General features: G+C 56.8%; 15 protein-coding genes. 8 read left to right on the top strand and 7 right to left on the bottom strand.

Annotation, left to right across the window (positions count from 1 at the left end):
- Nucleotides 1-60: 60 nt before the first annotated feature.
- The 5 genes from solA to fucA all read right to left on the bottom strand — a co-directional run bounded on the left by solA (nt 61) and on the right by fucA (nt 5,350).
- A complete protein-coding gene (gene solA, locus FCN80_RS08420; RefSeq protein ID WP_136989712.1) occupies nt 61-1,200 on the bottom strand; it encodes an N-methyl-L-tryptophan oxidase in 1,140 nt (379 codons plus the stop codon).
- 44 nt (nt 1,201-1,244) lie between these two features.
- Nucleotides 1,245-2,057 carry an amino acid ABC transporter ATP-binding protein gene (locus FCN80_RS08425; RefSeq protein ID WP_230492568.1) on the bottom strand — a complete coding sequence of 271 codons (813 nt, stop codon included), beginning with the start codon at nt 2,055-2,057 and terminating at the stop codon, nt 1,245-1,247.
- Between the two features lie 5 nt (nt 2,058-2,062).
- Nucleotides 2,063-2,941: an amino acid ABC transporter permease gene (locus FCN80_RS08430; protein WP_230492563.1), complete on the bottom strand. Its 879-nt coding sequence runs from the start codon at nt 2,939-2,941 to the stop codon at nt 2,063-2,065.
- 584 nt (nt 2,942-3,525) lie between these two features.
- Nucleotides 3,526-4,674 carry a lactaldehyde reductase gene (gene fucO / locus FCN80_RS08435; protein WP_136989713.1) on the bottom strand — a complete coding sequence of 383 codons (1,149 nt, stop codon included), beginning with the start codon at nt 4,672-4,674 and terminating at the stop codon, nt 3,526-3,528.
- 28 nt (nt 4,675-4,702) lie between these two features.
- Complete coding sequence (fucA, locus tag FCN80_RS08440; protein WP_136989714.1) at nt 4,703-5,350, bottom strand: L-fuculose-phosphate aldolase; 648 nt, start codon at nt 5,348-5,350, stop codon at nt 4,703-4,705.
- Nucleotides 5,351-5,917: 567 nt separating this feature from the next.
- On the opposite strand from fucA, the gene fucP reads away from it, so the two are divergent.
- The 6 genes from fucP to FCN80_RS08470 all read left to right on the top strand — a co-directional run bounded on the left by fucP (nt 5,918) and on the right by FCN80_RS08470 (nt 12,390).
- Nucleotides 5,918-7,228 carry an L-fucose:H+ symporter permease gene (gene fucP, locus FCN80_RS08445; protein ID WP_136989715.1) on the top strand — a complete coding sequence of 437 codons (1,311 nt, stop codon included), beginning with the start codon at nt 5,918-5,920 and terminating at the stop codon, nt 7,226-7,228.
- 38 nt (nt 7,229-7,266) lie between these two features.
- Entirely contained in the window at nt 7,267-9,042 is a 1,776-nt protein-coding gene (gene fucI, locus FCN80_RS08450; protein WP_136989716.1) for an L-fucose isomerase, read from the top strand.
- A gap of 53 nt (nt 9,043-9,095) precedes the next feature.
- Nucleotides 9,096-10,538, top strand: coding sequence for an L-fuculokinase (fucK, locus tag FCN80_RS08455; protein WP_136989717.1), 1,443 nt, complete (start codon nt 9,096-9,098; stop codon nt 10,536-10,538).
- Nucleotide 10,539: 1 nt separating this feature from the next.
- The gene (gene fucU, locus FCN80_RS08460) at nt 10,540-10,962 is read left to right on the top strand and encodes an L-fucose mutarotase (RefSeq protein WP_136989718.1); all 423 of its coding nucleotides are present in this window, start codon (nt 10,540-10,542) and stop codon (nt 10,960-10,962) included.
- 204 nt (nt 10,963-11,166) lie between these two features.
- A complete protein-coding gene (gene fucR / locus FCN80_RS08465; protein ID WP_136989719.1) occupies nt 11,167-11,898 on the top strand; it encodes an L-fucose operon activator in 732 nt (243 codons plus the stop codon).
- A 114-nt stretch (nt 11,899-12,012) separates the two neighbouring features.
- Entirely contained in the window at nt 12,013-12,390 is a 378-nt protein-coding gene (locus FCN80_RS08470) for a DUF3024 domain-containing protein (RefSeq protein WP_170975343.1), read from the top strand.
- Nucleotides 12,391-12,487: 97 nt separating this feature from the next.
- Here FCN80_RS08470 and FCN80_RS08475 read toward each other — a convergent pair whose 3' ends face one another.
- Together FCN80_RS08475 and FCN80_RS08480 are read right to left on the bottom strand one after the other, a co-directional pair.
- Complete coding sequence (locus tag FCN80_RS08475; RefSeq protein ID WP_136989721.1) at nt 12,488-13,030, bottom strand: NleF caspase inhibitor; 543 nt, start codon at nt 13,028-13,030, stop codon at nt 12,488-12,490.
- Between the two features lie 418 nt (nt 13,031-13,448).
- Nucleotides 13,449-13,943 (bottom strand): DUF1198 family protein, encoded by a 495-nt coding sequence (locus tag FCN80_RS08480; RefSeq protein ID WP_136989722.1) that lies wholly within the window; start codon nt 13,941-13,943, stop codon nt 13,449-13,451.
- A gap of 403 nt (nt 13,944-14,346) precedes the next feature.
- Here FCN80_RS08480 and FCN80_RS08485 point away from each other — a divergent pair, with 403 nt between their 5' ends.
- A complete protein-coding gene (locus tag FCN80_RS08485; RefSeq protein WP_136989723.1) occupies nt 14,347-14,982 on the top strand; it encodes a LysE family translocator in 636 nt (211 codons plus the stop codon).
- Nucleotides 14,983-15,305: 323 nt separating this feature from the next.
- A complete protein-coding gene (locus FCN80_RS08490) occupies nt 15,306-16,565 on the top strand; it encodes an MFS transporter (protein ID WP_170975344.1) in 1,260 nt (419 codons plus the stop codon).
- Nucleotides 16,566-16,599: the final 34 nt, after the last annotated feature.

The raw sequence follows: 16,599 nt of genomic DNA on the forward strand, positions 1-16,599 counted from the left end.
AGAACCGCAAACCGCGGTGGATTAACCGGCCAACTCCGACCGGGCTGTGAGAAATCGATTTCAGAAACCTTGCCGAAAAACGCTATTAAGAGAGAAATACCGGCGGACATAAGGATCGCCGCCGCCGTCAATCAGATCGGCGACCGCCGAACCCACCGCCGGACACATTTTGAAGCCATGTCCGGAAAAACCGGCGGCGATAACGATGCGCTCGGTTTCCGGGTGGTAGTCGATAAGCGGACGATCATCGGCGGTAAACCCGTCAAGGAACACCCCGCTGCGCACCGGCTCGGGATCCATGCCATGTAAAAGCGTCCGGGCCACTCGGCGCATAATGGCGGTGTCGGCGTAGGCCACCGTTCTGTCCACCGTGGACGGATCGATATTGCTCAGGTAATTCACCGGCGGCATGATTTTGACGGTCCAGCCATCCATACAGGGAAAGCCGGAATATTCGGTTTCCGGCGTGCGCCGGATGCAGACCGGAAAATGAGCCGGCAGGTAATCCTCGGTCCGATCGACGGCGAACCAGGTTCCCACCAGGCGACGGGCGATAAAGCGCGGCGAAGGGACATCGATCATGCGCGTTCCCCAGGCGCCGCCGGCGACCACCACCCGATCAAAACGCTGCGTATTGCCGTCATAGGTGATATCGACCCCATCCCCGTGGGGATGGATTCGGGTGACCTCGCAGCCCTGATGCAGTGTGGCGCCGGCCGCCAGCGCGGCCTTGACGGCCGCCCGCACCGCCAGTTCCGGTCGCAGCAGGCCGCCATCCAGATCCAATAGGGCGAATTCGCCGCCGTTGAGCCGATGCTGGGGGAAACGGGCGCGCAACGCCTGTTCATCCAGCACTTCATGGCGCACCTGATGCTGGCGCGCGCCTTCCAGCGTGCCGTTAAGCCACTCCGCTCCCCGCTCGCCGATATACAGGCAACCGATGGGATAATGGAATTGCCGGTCCGAGGCGGACTGTAACTCGCGCCATAATGCCAAGGAGTGTTTAAGCAGAGGAATATATTCCGCGCCTTCTTTATAGGCGAGACGGAAAATCCGCGATTCGGCGCCGTGGGCGCTGGTATCGTGCGGTACCCCCATACGATCAAAACCGGTGACTTTGTATCCGCGCCGGGCCAGTTGCCACAACGACATGCTACCCATGGCGCCGACGCCGACCACCGCGACTGTTTGCGATGACATAACGATCTCCTGTGCAAAACAAACGGTTGAAGAAAACGCGCGTGTTATTTGATTTTCGACAGAAACGCGCGTGTCCGCGCCTGTGCCGGGGCATTGAGCAACTGCGCGCTGGGCCCTTCCTCGACGATCCGGCCATGATCCATAAACACCACCCGATTGCTGACCTGACGGGTAAATCCCATCTCATGGGTCACTACCACCATGGTCATGCCCTGCCGGGCCAACTGCGTCATGACCGACAGCACTTCATGGACCAGTTCCGGGTCCAGGGCCGAGGTCGGTTCATCGAACAACAGGACTTTAGGCTGCATGGCGATGGCGCGGGCGATGGCGACACGCTGTTGCTGACCGCCCGACATCTGCGTCGGGCGACGATGGGCGAAACTGTCCATGCCGACCGAGGCCAGTACCGCCGTGGCGTTTTCTTCCGCCTGACGGCGGGAGATTTTCAACACATGGCGCATCGCCAGGGTGACGTTATCCAGAGCGCTCAGATGCGGAAACAGATTGAATCGCTGAAATACCATGCACATCGCCGCCCGCTGACGGGCGAAGGCGGGTGGCGGAAGTTCCCACAACACGCCGTTTTTTTCCTGGCAGCCGAAGCGTTCGCCGTCCAGCCAGACACCGCCGCTGTCGGGTAATTCCAGGAAATTCAGGCACCGCAGAAAGGTGCTTTTGCCGGATCCGGACGGGCCGATGATGCATACCACTTCACCGCGATCGACATTCAGGGACACATCGGTCAGCACCTGATTGGCGCCAAAGCTTTTGCAAATGTCCCGCGCGCAAAGCATGGGGCGTTTCGGGGCGGAGGATTGCGCCGTATCTTTTTCGGGAGAGAGCAGGGCGGCCATCATCATCACACCCCCGTCTCGGAAAGCAAATTGTGGGCAGTCTTGCCCTCCAGGTGCCGCTCAAGCCAATATTGCAGGCCGGAGGCCACCGTGGTGAGGATGAGATACCATATCGACGCCACCACCAGCAATTCGATGACATGGAAATTACGGGCGTAAATGTCTTCGGATCGCGTCAACAGTTCCTGGGCGCCGATAACCGACACCAGCGAAGTGTTTTTCAACATGCCGATAATCTGATTGGCGGTGGGCGGCGTGATGATCCGCAAAGCCTGCGGAAAGACCACATGGGTCATCACTTTGGTCCGGCTAAGCCCCAGACTGTGCGCGGCTTCGGTCTGTCCGCTGTCAACGGCATTCAGACCGGCCCGGACGATTTCCGCCATATAGGCGCCTTCGTTTAGTCCCAGTCCCAACACCGCGGCGATAAACGGCGTTATCAGGGCATTCACCGAAATTTGCCAACTGCCGAAACCAACGACCGGGAAAACCAGGGCGATATTGAACCAGAAAATTAACTGCACCAGCAGCGGGGTGCCGCGAAACAGCCAAATATACAGCGCGGCGGCGCCATTCACCACGCGGTAGCGGGAAATGGACATGGTGGCCAGCAAGGTGCCGAGGATGATGCCCGCCAGCATGGAAAGCACGGTAAGCTGTAACGTCATCACCAGACCATTCAAAATAGCCGGATGGAAGAAAAAAGCGGCCGTCACCGGCCAGTTGATCGCCCCGCTGATAACGATACGGATGATAAGCAGCAATATAAGGATGCTTATCAGCGCGGTAATGATCAGGCGTTTATTACGGCCCGGGATACGGGGTTTGCCGGAGATATAGACCTGAGGAATACCCGTGTCGGTTAAAAAAGTTTTCGTCGTCACTCGCTACCTCGCTTGCTAGAGGAGAAAGGTAATCCCGAGTGTCAGAAATCGATTTCTCAGGATGGCGAATTTTCACAGAAATTTGTCGTATAAGCATGATGGAGGATATTAGAAATCGATTTCTTGTCAATACGGTCCCGACGGCCGTAGACCGCTAAAAGGCAAAGGTGACCAGGGGTTTGTGTTGGAGTAAACCGGTGTACATAAAATATTCATCCAGACAGAGGGGGGATTACAGTGGCGATAAGTTATGTATCATTGCATTAACATTGTGATTACATCAAATTTGACTAAAATGTGACATGGATAAATCACACATGATTTAATTTCATTAAATTCAATTGGTTATATTTTATTTGTCACGAAGGCCAGTGCGGATCATTTTCCAATGATAACTGTGATGGTCATCAAAATTTCTTATTTTTTTAACATGGGTAAATGGGTAGGGTTAAGGCGGGGGCCTTCACCGATTATAATTAAACGGAGTCCGATCCGGTTTATGTGCTGGCGGAGTTCGTCGAGCGAGTCTTTGCGGCGCCGCGCCGTCAAGACATATGCGGGCGCCTCCGCCATTCCCTTACGACTTACCATGCCTGGCGGTATAATGCCTCGATATCCTCCAGGCTGGCTTCCCGCGGATTGCCGCCGGTACAGACATCCGCCAAAGCCGCCTGGGCCAGCGCCGGAATATCCGCCTCCCGCACCCCTACCGTTCGCAGGTTCTCCGGGATCCCCACATCGCGATTGAGGTCAAACACCGCCTGCACGGCCGCGCCGCGGGCGTGCTCCAGACTCAGACGCTCCACAAAAACACCCATCGCGCGGGCGATATCGCGAAATTTCTCGCCGGTATCGGCGGCGTTGTAGCGCATCACATAAGGCAGCAGAATGGCGTTGGCCACACCGTGAGGGGTATCGTAAAACGCCCCCAGCGGATGCGCCATACCGTGCACCAGTCCAAGCCCGACATTGGAAAAACCCATGCCGGCCACGTATTGGCCCAGAGCCATGGCCTCGCCGGCGTTTTTATCGCCGGCCACCGAACCACGCAGCGCGCCGGCGATAATCTCAATGGCCTTAATGTGCAGCGCATCGGTTAGCGCCCAGGCGCCGCGGGTGATGTAACCCTCAATGGCGTGGGTCAGGGCGTCCACGCCGGTGGCGGCTTTCAACGCCGGCGGCATGCCGTCCATCATATCGGCGTCGATGAATGCGGCGGCCGGGATATCATGGGGATCGACGCAGACGAATTTACGGCGGCGCTCCTCATCGGTGATCACATAATTGATGGTGACCTCCGCCGCGGTGCCCGCCGTGGTCGGCACCGCCATAATCGGCACGCTGGACCGGCGGGTGGGCGACAGCCCCTCCAGGCTTCGCACATCGGAGAACTCGGGATTATTGTGGATGATACCGATTGCCTTACAGGTGTCTTGGGGCGAACCGCCGCCGATGGCGATCAGATAGTCCGCGCCGCTTTTCTCGAACGCCGCCAGCCCTTCGCGCACCACGGCAATGGTAGGGTTCGGCACCACGCCGGTAAAACTGTCCCAGGCCAGTCCGGCCTCATCCAACCGGTCGGTGACCTTGGCCGCCGCGCCGCAGGCCATGAGATTTTTATCGGTTACAATCAGCGCCTTGCCATAACCCCGTCTCTTGACCTCATCGGCCAGCGACGCCACCGCGCCGCGGCCGAACCAGGCCGTTTCATTAAGGATCATTCTGTTAGCCATTGTTTTCTCCTGTCATCGGTCCTTGCGGCTATTCCTCAATCCGCAAACCGTAGGTTTTGAACTTTTCCAGCACAATGGCGATGGATTCGTCATCCAATACCGGGACCGGGTCCTGAATCGTCAGCGTCGTAAGATAAAGCTGCGCCAGGACTTCCACTTCCTGCGCCAGCCACAGGGCTTTCTCCAAATTGGTTTCGCAGCCGATATAGCCATGATGCTGCAAGAGGGTGGCCTTGCGATTTTTTAACGCCGCCGCGACCTGAACCGAGAGCTCACGGGTCCCGAAGGTGGCGTAGGGGGCGCAGGGAATGGAGTTGCCGCCGGCCACCGCAATCATATAGTGAATGGCCGGAATGGGGCGGTTGAGGATGGAGACGGCGGTGCAATGCACGGCATGGTTGTGAATGACCGCATGGGCGTCCGGCCGGGCCTGATAGGCGGCCATATGAAATCGCCATTCGCTGGATGGCAGTTTACCCTCTTCGTGCCGGCCATCGGCATCGATATACACGATGTGCGATTCGGTCAATTTTTCATAAGGAATGCCGGTCGGCGTGATCAGCATCCCATCCCGATAGCGGACGCTGACATTGCCCGCCGTCCCCTGGTTCAACCCGAGGCGGGTCATGGCGAGGCAGGTATCGATAATCTGCCGCGCCAGGATTGCTCTTTCCATTATTTACCTCTCTGTATGATAACCCATGCGCACAACCCTGCTTTGTTGCGCTTATGCCCAATCTTGTCAGTCGAAAATAGAATGCCATCATCGGATGCTATTTAAATAAGGGAAACTTTCTCGTGTTAATTTGTGACGGATATCAACTCTTGCGTCTAATTATCACCGCTGGTCAAGAAAATAGTGATAATAAAAATGTCCGTTTGGGTTGACTGAATTTAAAACGGTCAAAATTCTGAAAAAACAATGGAATTGACCGTTTTCAAGGCAAAAAAATAAATCGGTCATTCATCGCGTGGGTTTGCATTTAATTTTGTCGCAAACGGTCATGATTTAATGAAATTAAAAGTGATCGTAATCACAGAATAAGTTCAGCATGACGATAATTGTGACTGAGCTCATATTACCGCGGCTTTTTTATTTGAGAATGAACCCACGAGTTCATTTACAAGACAGGCTGGCAAGCGCGCACAGCGACCTGAACTCTTGAGTAATACGCGGTTTGTACCGGCCAGCAGCCGCAAAGACACGGGTTGTTGAAAACGCTTCTTATTTTACGAGGACGCTATGGGCAATATTTCTATTCAATCGCAAAACTACCGGGTCGCCGCCGGAGAGCGAAGCAAAAGCTATGTTATTCCGTTCGCTTTGCTCTGCTCGCTGTTTTTTCTCTGGGCGGTTGCGAATAATCTTAACGATATCCTGTTGCCACAATTCCAACAGGCTTTTACTTTAAATAACTTCCAGGCTGGGCTTATTCAGTCTTCATTTTACTTCGGCTACTTTGTGATTCCCATCCCCGCCGGTATTCTCATGAAAAAAATGAGCTATAAAGCAGGGATAATCACCGGCTTATTGTTTTACGCTATCGGCGCGGCCTTATTCTGGCCAGCCGCGCAGGGGATGGATTATACCTTGTTCTTGCTAGGTTTATTTATTATCGCCGCCGGCCTTGGTTGCCTGGAAACCGCCGCCAACCCCTTTGTCACGGTATTGGGACCGGAGGAAGGGGGACATTTTCGCCTGAATCTGGCGCAAACCTTCAATTCATTGGGCGCCATTATCGCGGTGGTGTTCGGGCAAAGTCTGATTCTGGCGCATGTACCGCACCAGCCGCAGGCGGTACTGGACAAAATGGCGCCGACGCAGTTAAGCGCCTACAAACATAGCCTGGTGCTGGCGGTGCAAACTCCCTACATGATTATCGTGGCGGTGGTGCTGGTCGTGGCTTTGTTTATCATGTTCACCACCTTTCCGGCCATACAAAGCGACAGCCATGATGACTCAGGGCAGGGATCATTCGTCGCCTCGCTGGGTCGGCTGGCGCATATTCGTCATTGGCGTTGGGCGGTGCTGGCGCAATTTTGCTATGTGGGCGCGCAAACCGCCTGCTGGAGTTATCTGATCCGCTACGCCATTGAAGAAATTCCTGGCATGACACCCGGTTTCGCCGCCAATTATCTGACCGGCACCATGGTGTGCTTTTTCATTGGCCGCTTCACCGGCACCTGGCTTATCCGCCGCTTCGCGCCCTATAAGGTGCTGGCCGCCTATGCCCTGATCGCCATGATCCTGTGTCTGGTATCCGCCCTGGCCGGCGGCCATATCGGTTTGCTGGCGTTGACCCTGTGCAGCGCGTTCATGTCAATTCAATACCCGACCATTTTTTCCCTTGGCATCAAGCAGCTCGGCCAGGATACCAAGTACGGATCGTCTTTTATTGTGATGACCATTATCGGCGGCGGTATCGTCACGCCGGTAATGGGCTATGTCAGCGATGCGGCGGGACGGATCCCCACCGCCGAACTGGTGCCGGCCCTGTGTTTCGCCGTCATCTTCATCTTTGCCCGTTTCCGCTCGCAAGCGGCGACCTGTTAATAACGACTTCCACGGATTTACCATAAGAGGAACCTGTCATGAAGCAAAATAACTTACCCAAAATCGGTATTCGTCCGGTAATCGACGGACGCCGCATGGGCGTGCGAGAATCGCTGGAAACCCAGACCATGGATATGGCCAAGGCCACCGCCGCGTTGCTCACGGAAAAACTGCGTCACGCCAGCGGCGAACACGTGCAGTGCGTGATTGCCGATAGCTGCATCGCCGGTATGGCGGAAGCGGCCGCCTGCGAGGAAAAATTCGGCGGCCAGAATGTCGGTCTTACCATCACGGTGACGCCGTGCTGGTGTTACGGCGCCGAAACCATTGATATGGATCCGCTGCGGCCCAAGGCCATCTGGGGTTTCAACGGCACCGAGCGCCCCGGCGCCGTCTATCTGGCCGCCGCGCTTGCCGCCCATAACCAGAAGGGCATTCCGGCGTTCTCCATTTACGGCCATGACGTGCAGGATGCCGACGATACCTCGATTCCGGCCGACGTCGAGCAGAAATTATTACGCTTCGCCCGCGCCGGGCTGGCGGTGGCGGGCATGAAGGGCAAAAGCTATTTGTCCCTGGGGGGCGTTTCCATGGGGATCGCCGGCTCCATTGTCGATCATAATTTCTTTGAATCCTGGCTGGGCATGAAAGTGCAGGCGGTGGACATGACCGAGTTGCGCCGTCGTATCGATCAGAAAATCTACGACCAGGCGGAACTGGCGCTGGCGCTGTCCTGGGCCGACGCGCATTTCCGTTACGGCGAGGACAAAAACGCCCAGCAATACCGGCGCAATACGGAGCAAAGCCGCGCCATTTTGCGTGAAGGCCTGCTGATGGCCATGTGCATCCGCGACATGATGCGGGGCAACCCCAAACTGGCCGATATCGGCCGGGTGGAGGAATCGCTGGGCTATAACGCCATCGCCGCCGGTTTCCAGGGCCAGCGCCACTGGACGGATCAATACACCAACGGCGATACCGCGGAAGCCCTGCTCAACAGTTCTTTTGACTGGAACGGCGTGCGCGAGCCCCTGGTGGTGGCCACGGAAAACGATAGCCTAAACGGCGTCGCCATGCTGCTTGGCCACCAACTGACCGGTACGGCCCAGGTGTTCGCCGATGTGCGCACCTATTGGTCGCCGGAGGCGGTACGCCGTGTTACCGGCCAATCCCTGACCGGCGCGGCGGAACATGGCGTTATTCATTTGATCAATTCCGGCTCGGCGGCGCTGGACGGCACCTGTACACAGCGGGACGCCGAAGGCCGGCCCACCATAAAACCCCATTGGGAAGTCAGCCAGCGCGAGGCGGATGCGTGTCTTGCCGCCACGCAATGGTGCCCGGCTATTCACGAATATTTCCGCGGCGGCGGCTTCTCGTCTTGTTTCCTCACGGAAGGGGGCGTGCCTTTTACGATGTCGCGGGTGAATATCGTCAAAGGATTGGGGCCGGTACTGCAAATCGCCGAGGGGTGGAGCGTGGAATTACCGAAAGACGTCCATGACATTCTCAATAAACGTACCGATTCCAGTTGGCCCACCACCTGGTTCGCTCCGCGTTTAACCGGCGAAGGGCCATTTACCGATGTCTACTCGGTAATGGCTAACTGGGGCGCCAACCACGGTGTGCTGACCGTGGGGCATGTCGGGGCGGATCTGATTACGCTTGCCGCCATGCTGCGTATTCCCGTGTGTATGCATAATGTGGCGGCGGCGCAAATCTATCGGCCCACCGCCTGGGCGGCCCACGGTATGGATAGCGAAGGACAGGATTACCGCGCCTGCCAGAATTACGGCCCGCTGTACAAACGTTAACCCATTCGCCCCCTTCCCGGCAAAGGGGGCCATGCAGGGTTTCAGGAGCGATTATGAAGCAAGAGGTCATTTTGGTGCTCGACTGCGGCGCCACTAATGTGCGCGCCATCGCCGTCGACCGCCAGGGCAAGATTGCCGCCCGGGCATCCACGCCCAACGCGAGCGATAGCGCGGCGGAGAACAGCGCCTGGCACCAATGGTCGCTGGAGTCCATTCTGCGCCGTTTTGCCCGCTGTTGCCGCGAGTTGTCGCCGGCGCTGGCCGACTATCGGGTGCGGGGCCTGACCGTGACCACCTTCGGCGTGGATGGCGCGCTGGTGGACGAACATGGTGAACTGCTCTATCCCATCATCAGTTGGAAATGCCCCCGTACCGCCGAGGTCATGGCGGGTATCGGCGACATGATTTCCCCGCAGCGTTTGCAACAGACAGCCGGCGTCGGCGCGTTCAGCTTCAATACGCTCTATAAGCTGGTCTGGCTGAAGCAAAATCACCCGCAATTGCTGACCCGGGCTCATGCCTGGTTGTTTATTTCCTCTCTTATCAACCAGCGGTTGACCGGCCGGTTTACCACCGACGTTACCATGGCGGGCACCAGTCAATTGCTGGATATCCGCGCGCGTGATTTCAGCCGGGAGATTTTACAGGCCGTCGATATTCCGTCCCGGTTGTTTCCTTCCTTGACCGAGGCGGGCGAACCGGTGGGCGTTTTGTTACCGCAAGCGGCGCGGGCCCTGGGGTTGCCCGAAGGCATTCCGGTGATCTCGGCCGGACACGACACCCAATTCGCCTTGTTCGGCGCCGGCGCCGGCCGCGATGAACCGGTGCTCTCGTCCGGGACCTGGGAGATTCTGATGGCGCGCAGCGCTCAGGTCGATACGCCGCTGCTTTCCCGTTTCCCCGGTTCCACCTGTGAGCTGGACAGCCAGTCCGGGTTGTTCAATCCGGGGATGCAATGGCTGGCGTCAGGCGTGCTGGAATGGGTGCGCCGGTTGCTCTGGTGCGATGACACGCCCTGGGAAACGCTCATCGACGAAGCGCGGCGCATCCCGCCGGGGGCCGATGGGGTGCGTATGCAATGCGACCTGTTGTCCGGGGTGAACGCCGGTTGGCAGGGCGTCACCCTAAACAGTACCCGCGCCCATTTGTATCGCGCCGCGCTGGAAGGGCTGACCGCGCAGTTGCGCGGTCAGTTGCGCACGCTGGAGCAAATCGGCGGTTTCCATACCCGGGAACTGCTGCTGGTCGGCGGCGGCAGCCGCAATACATTGTGGAACCAGATCAAAGCCGATATGCTCGGCATACCCGTCAAGGCGCTGGAGGAAGCGGAAACCACGGTAACCGGCGCCGCCATGTATGCCTGGTACGGCGTGGGCGCATTCGACAGTCCGGCTCAGGCCCGCGATCAGGTGTGCCGCCAGTATCGTTACTTTTATCCGGAAACCCCCGCCGCGCCGTTGGCCGCTGCGGTGACCGAATCGCTGCAAGGAGAATAATATGCTGAAAACCATTTCGCCGTTAATTTCCCCGGAACTGCTTAAAACGCTGGCGGAGATGGGACACGGCGATGAAATCGTTTTTTCCGACGCCCATTTCCCGGCGCACAGTCTGGGGCCCAAGGTGATCCGCGCCGATGGCCTGGCGGTGGATGCGCTGTTGGCGGCCATTATTCCGCTGTTCGAACTGGACAGCTACGCGCCGCCATTGGTGATGATGGCGCCGGTGCAAGGCGACAGCCTGGATCCCGCGGTGGAAGCGCGTTATAAGAAAGCGTTGTCCGCCCAGCATCCCTGCCCGGAGATAACCCGTATTGATCGTTTCGCGTTTTACGAGCGCGCCCGGCAGGCTTACGTGATCGTTATCACAGGCGAGTGTGCGAAATATGGCAATATCCTGTTAAAAAAGGGGGTAACGCCGTAATCTTTGGGCGAGATGCCCGTCGGCGCGAGTCGCCATGCCCGGCATGATCCCCGTTGCTTTCCGGTGGCAAATGAACGGCACATGCGCCGCAAACGCCTGTGAACCGCCGATGGCGGGAGGGATACGTTTTCGACGGATGTGTCGCCCTACCGCCGCTTCACCGCAGCTCGACACCTTTGGGTATTACGCATGACGGGGGAAAACATGAAGGCGTCGCGCCAACAGACCATCGTTGAATTACTCTTCCAATATCAAAGCCTGACCACGGAAGAATTGTCCCATCGGCTGGGCGTCAGCCAGGAAACGGTTCGCCGCGATCTGAACGCGCTTCAGGCCCAGGGAAAAATACTGCGCAATCATGGCCGCGCCAAATATATCCGCCGGCAAAGCCAGGATAGCGGCGATCCGTTCCTCACCCGTCTGAAAAGCCATTATGCCCATAAAGCCGATATTGCCCGGGACGCCCTGGCCTGGATTGACGCCGGTATGGTTATCGCCCTGGACGCCAGTTCCACTTGCTGGTATCTGGCCCGGCAATTACCGGATATCGAGGTGACGGTATTCACCAATAGCCAGCCCATTTGCCATGAACTTGGCAAACGGGAACGGATCCAATTGATCAGCTCGGGCGGGATGCTGCAACGCAAGTATGGCTGCTATGTGAATCCGGCGCTGCTGTCTCAATTGAAATCCATGGATATCGACTTGTTCATCTTTTCCTGCGAAGGCATCGATCATCACGGGGAACTCTGGGATTCAAACGTCTATAACGCCGAGTTCAAGTCCCTACTGCTCAAACGCGCTTCCCAATCGTTGTTGCTGATTGATAAAAGCAAGTTTAACCGCTCCAGCGAAGTCAGCATCGGCCACCTGGATAGCGTGACCCACATCATCTCCGATATTGAGGCGGAAAACGGATCGCTTAATCCAGTCTGACCTAAAGGTACTGTGCAAATATCAGGATTAATGTCTGGCTATCCGGCCGGTATGCTGGAGTGAACGGCGTAGGGATGCCGGTTTGCCCCGTCATGCACAGACAGGAAAATGGCTATGGCGCTCAGTGAGAGTGAATACCAAAGCGTTCGGGTTGAGTTAACGCGCTTTCTGCAATCCCGCCTGGGGCGGTCGGACAAGGGCGGCGATGGCGAGCTGCTATACCAAATTACCGGCCAGAGCGTGTGTTTGTTTGCACTGCGGCAGAATGCGCAAGGAGAGCCTGGCGAGAAAGCTCCGTTGGCGGTGGCGAAAATCAATTTCCTCCGGCCTTCTGGTGTCTGGAAGCTGTTCTGGATGAACGATGCCCTGCGCTGGCACGCCTATGAAGGCGGTACGGTAAAAAGCCTCGGCAAGGCGCTGGAGATTATCGAAGCCGATGAACGGGGGCGCTTTTGGCGTAAGCGACCCCCTTCGCATCGGCAAGCGCATTGAATTGCGCCCGTGCGTTCCAGGGCCGGCGGGGTACGCCCGAACCAACGCCCGACGATGACCGGTTGGCGGCAGTCTGGCGAAACCCCGTGCGAACCGGTTAACCGAATTGCTCGGCGCCTTGATTATACGTCAGTGCCGGGATCTGTTGCGCCTCCCCGCGCATCACTGCGGCAAGCGCTTGCAAATCGCCATACAGGGCCGTGCTGTGATGATGACGAAGCACACGCTCGATATCGTCCAACCGCAGCTCGTTTTTCTCCATCATGTCCTTTACTTCACAACGCAGATAATGGTAATTGATAAGTTCGCGGATATAGTCATCGCGCTGAATCTCGCTGCAACCTGTTTTGAGACGGCCCGCGACCTCGCTTGTCCCTGTATTGATAATATCGAAAGTATTAAATCGCAGGGTATATAAGCTTCTTATTATTTCCGAAATGTGTTCGCAAAGGGGGGTACGGGCTTTTACCCCTCGGGTTTCCTGAATGGCGTGCACCAGATCGGCCCTTTCTTTATTTTTAAACTCGGCCGGAAAGTGGCAGGCGGCGAGTTCGGTAACATAAGTGTTGATATTATTTGCAGGCAAATAGGGATGTTGTTCATGAAAAACGGTATTGAGTGAATCGCAAGAAATATTCATATAATCCAAATGGTAGTGAGGGAAATAATAGGCTCGTCATACTTCAAGTTGCCTCTTTGTTGGCCGCGGATGCTCCCCCTTGAGACAACTTGAATTATTTAGAGTATGGAGGTTCATCATGTGTTTGACGGGTAAAGATTAGGCCGCCAGACAGTCAGAAATAAAATACAATGTAATTTGAGAAACGTCTAATTATTAAATGTGAGACTGATTACGAAATAAACCTGAACTCGCAATACGTCGAGTCGCATCGCGGCGGCAAGTGGTCGGCGTCTGTCTTGGGAACGAATGCGAACCGCCAACGGCGGCCTGGGGTAACGGCACCCCCTCCGCGCGTGGCCCGCCCTGAATGGCGATTGAGAACCGGGCGTATTCTTGCGTGCGGCAGCCGATAATACCGGTCTTTTACCCGGCGAAGTCAGTTCTTTGGCGAGATGCCGTCGATATAATAAACATTACTGTTGGCCGCCTGATCGGGACCGATAACCTCGGCGAAACGGGCATTATAACGCAGCCGGAAAGCGGCCAGTTCCTCCGCCGCCGGTTCAAGCTCGCGTAAAAACGACAGCGCCAGGCGGACATGCTTGTGCGTCAATTCAATGGGCAGCCGCGCCTTACGCAGCACCCTGTGCCAAAACTCCAGGCTGTCCTCGGATTCATCGATGATAAAGGTTTGATAAATAAGCAGGACGCTTGCGGCATTGCCGATATGGGATTCGTCATTGCGCAGGAGATACTCGACAAATTCCCTCCCGGGGATTTTGCCCATGTGGCTTATCAGAGATTCAACATACACGGGTTCGATGTTCAACCGCTTGGTCAATGTCTGCGCCGCCCGGCGTGAATCGGAGTTAAGTATGCGAAAACCGACGAGGAAAACGATTATCAATGTTGCCAGTATTAGCCAGATCATGAAACGTCCTTAAGCAAAGCACCACCCATCATAAGGGGAAATGGCTGCCGAGAAAACAGGCGCGTTTCTGGAAAATCGTCCGGAATACCTCAGGGGCTGGCGGGGAGGATAACGTATAATAGACGGGTTTAATGGCGATTCTTTTTATGAAAAACACGGAGGCCCAATCCGGTTGTCAAAGCCACATCTGACACAATACGGGGAAACCCGGTTGTCCGCGGCTATCGCTATGGCGGGTTATTCGCTTCCGGCGCCAAGATCCTTTAGACTCGGGGTATTTCTACGCTATATCATTCACGTCGCGGCGGCGAGCGGGCGCAACCCGCCAACAGGCAACTTGAAATAGGACGAGAATAGGGTGTATAGGGTATAAAAGACAGACCACATTCGACAGGGTAAAGGTATGCCGGAAACACATGCAATAATAAGCCTTCTGGTAACGTCGTTCGTTTTTGCGTTTATTCCCGGACCGGCGTTGCTCTATACCGCCGCCCAGACCCTTTCTCGGGGGCGTCGCTCTGGATTGATGGCGGCGTTGGGTTTGCATTTGGGCGGATATATGCACGTGATCGCCGCTGCATCGGGACTCACGTTGCTGCTGCGTACCGTGCCCGTCATGTACATGGGGGTAAAATTCGCCGGCGCCGCGTATCTGATGTGGCTGGGTATTCAAATGTTTCGGCGGCGTTCCCAAGCCGAGCACGCGCCGGTGGTCAAGGGGGCTAAGCCGGCGAAGCGCGCATTTCTCGAAAGCATGACCGTTGAAATGCTTAATCCGAAAACCGCGATTTTCTACCTGGCTTTTTTACCGCAGTTCATCAACCTTGCTTCCGGCTACCCGGCGTGGCTGCAATTCGCCGTGCTGGGCTGCGCGGTAAACGTGATCTTTTCCTCGGCCGATATTGTCTGCGTTCTGACTGCATCGGTGGTGATGTCGACGTTGGGCAAATCCAACCGTAGCCAACGCATCATGCAAAAGCTCGGCGGCATGACTTTTATGGGGTTGGGTATGCATTTGGCGTTACAGCGGGTCAAATAACCGGAACATAATGGCGGGGGGCGTCTGCCCTCAGGGTGAAATGGCCGTTTACGCCTCGGCGGTGGTAGCTCAAGCCATCAAGAGGGTATTTACATTTTGTATTTAAAACATACATTATGTGATAGTAAATACATTAATTTTCCAGGAATGAGGTTTTCAAGATCTATTAAAGTCCTACTTATCGATTGATAATAACTTTCTCCAGAGTGCTGTTCGCGCATGCTTATTCAATGGGTGATGCTGCGGGCGTATCGGCTGAACAAGCCGGGTTGTGCTCGTTTTTGGCGATAAGACAAACAGGTCGGGTTGCGAATGGCAACGCCATGGATATGAAATCAATCGAAAATACCGCTGGTGGCAAACACCCGATACGGTCGCGGAACAGCGCATTAACCGGATTAAAAGTCGCCGCGTTTATCGCTTTGGCGGTTAATCTGCGCGCGCCGCTGACTTCCCTGCCTTCAGTTATCGACGCGGTCCGCGGGGATTTACGCATAAGCGCGGCGGCGGCGGGGCTGTTGACCACAATCCCGGTGCTTTGTTTCGGCGTGCTGGCGCCGTTGGCCGCCGCGGCGCTGCGTCGTCTGAGTATCGAGCGCGCGGTCATGCTGACGCTGGCGGGGGTGATACTGGGGTCGGTAGCGCGCTCGCTGGGGGGCATGCCTCTGGTGGTTGCCGGCACCGTCATTTTGGGCGGGGCGCTGACGCTTGGCAACATCGTCAGCCTGATGGTGATAGCCCGTGACTTTCCGCGCCGCGCCGGGTTAATGACCGGCGTGCTGGTGATGGCGATGAGTATCGGCGCCATGCTCAGCGCCGGCTTGACCGCGCCGCTGACCTCGCTGTTCCATTGGCGCGTCGCCCTGGCGAGTTGGGCGGCGTTGGCGGTGATAGGTTTACTGCTTTGGCTTGCCGTCGCCCATGGGTCCGCCGGGCAAAAAGACACGCCACCCCCCGCTTTTGGACCGGCGAAACCGGTCGCCACCAGGCAGGCGTCTGGCCGGGTATGGCGCCAGCCGGCGGTGCGCCGGCTAACCCTGGCTTTTGCGTCGCATACCTTCATGTTTTACGGCTTGACCGCCTGGCTGCCCGATTATCTTATGCAGGCGGCGGACATGAACGTCCATCAGGCGGGCATCAGCGCGTCGTTGTTCCAGATACTCGGGATCCTCGGTTGTTTTGGCGTACCCTGGCTTAAGTCGTACCTGGGGTTCGATGCGCTCCGGCTTTTTTGGGTGGTGGGCGTCAGTTGGCTGTTGATGCCGGCGGGGCTGCTGCTGGCGCCGGCCGCCTGGCCGTTATGGGTGGTTTTGGGCGGCATAGGCTCGGGCGGCGGTTTTTCGGTGGTGTTTATGCTGGTGATGAGCCATGCGGCGGACCTGGATGAAAATCGCCGCATATCGTCTTTTGTGCAAGGCGTCAGTTATATTGTCGCCTCCACAGCGCCCGTGGTGGTGGGCGGCGTCCATCAATTTACCGGCGAATGGGGACTGGCCTGGGGAATTGTGATTGCCGCCGCGCTGTTAATGCTTTATGGCGGTTCGACCGCCTCGCGGTTGATGCGACTTGACAATAACCGGTGACGCCGCAATGCCCCAGCCGCAACGCCATGGCGGC

The sequence above is a fragment of the Martelella alba genome (assembly GCF_005217455.1).
In the GTDB taxonomy this organism is placed as follows: domain Bacteria; phylum Pseudomonadota; class Gammaproteobacteria; order Enterobacterales; family Enterobacteriaceae; genus Acerihabitans.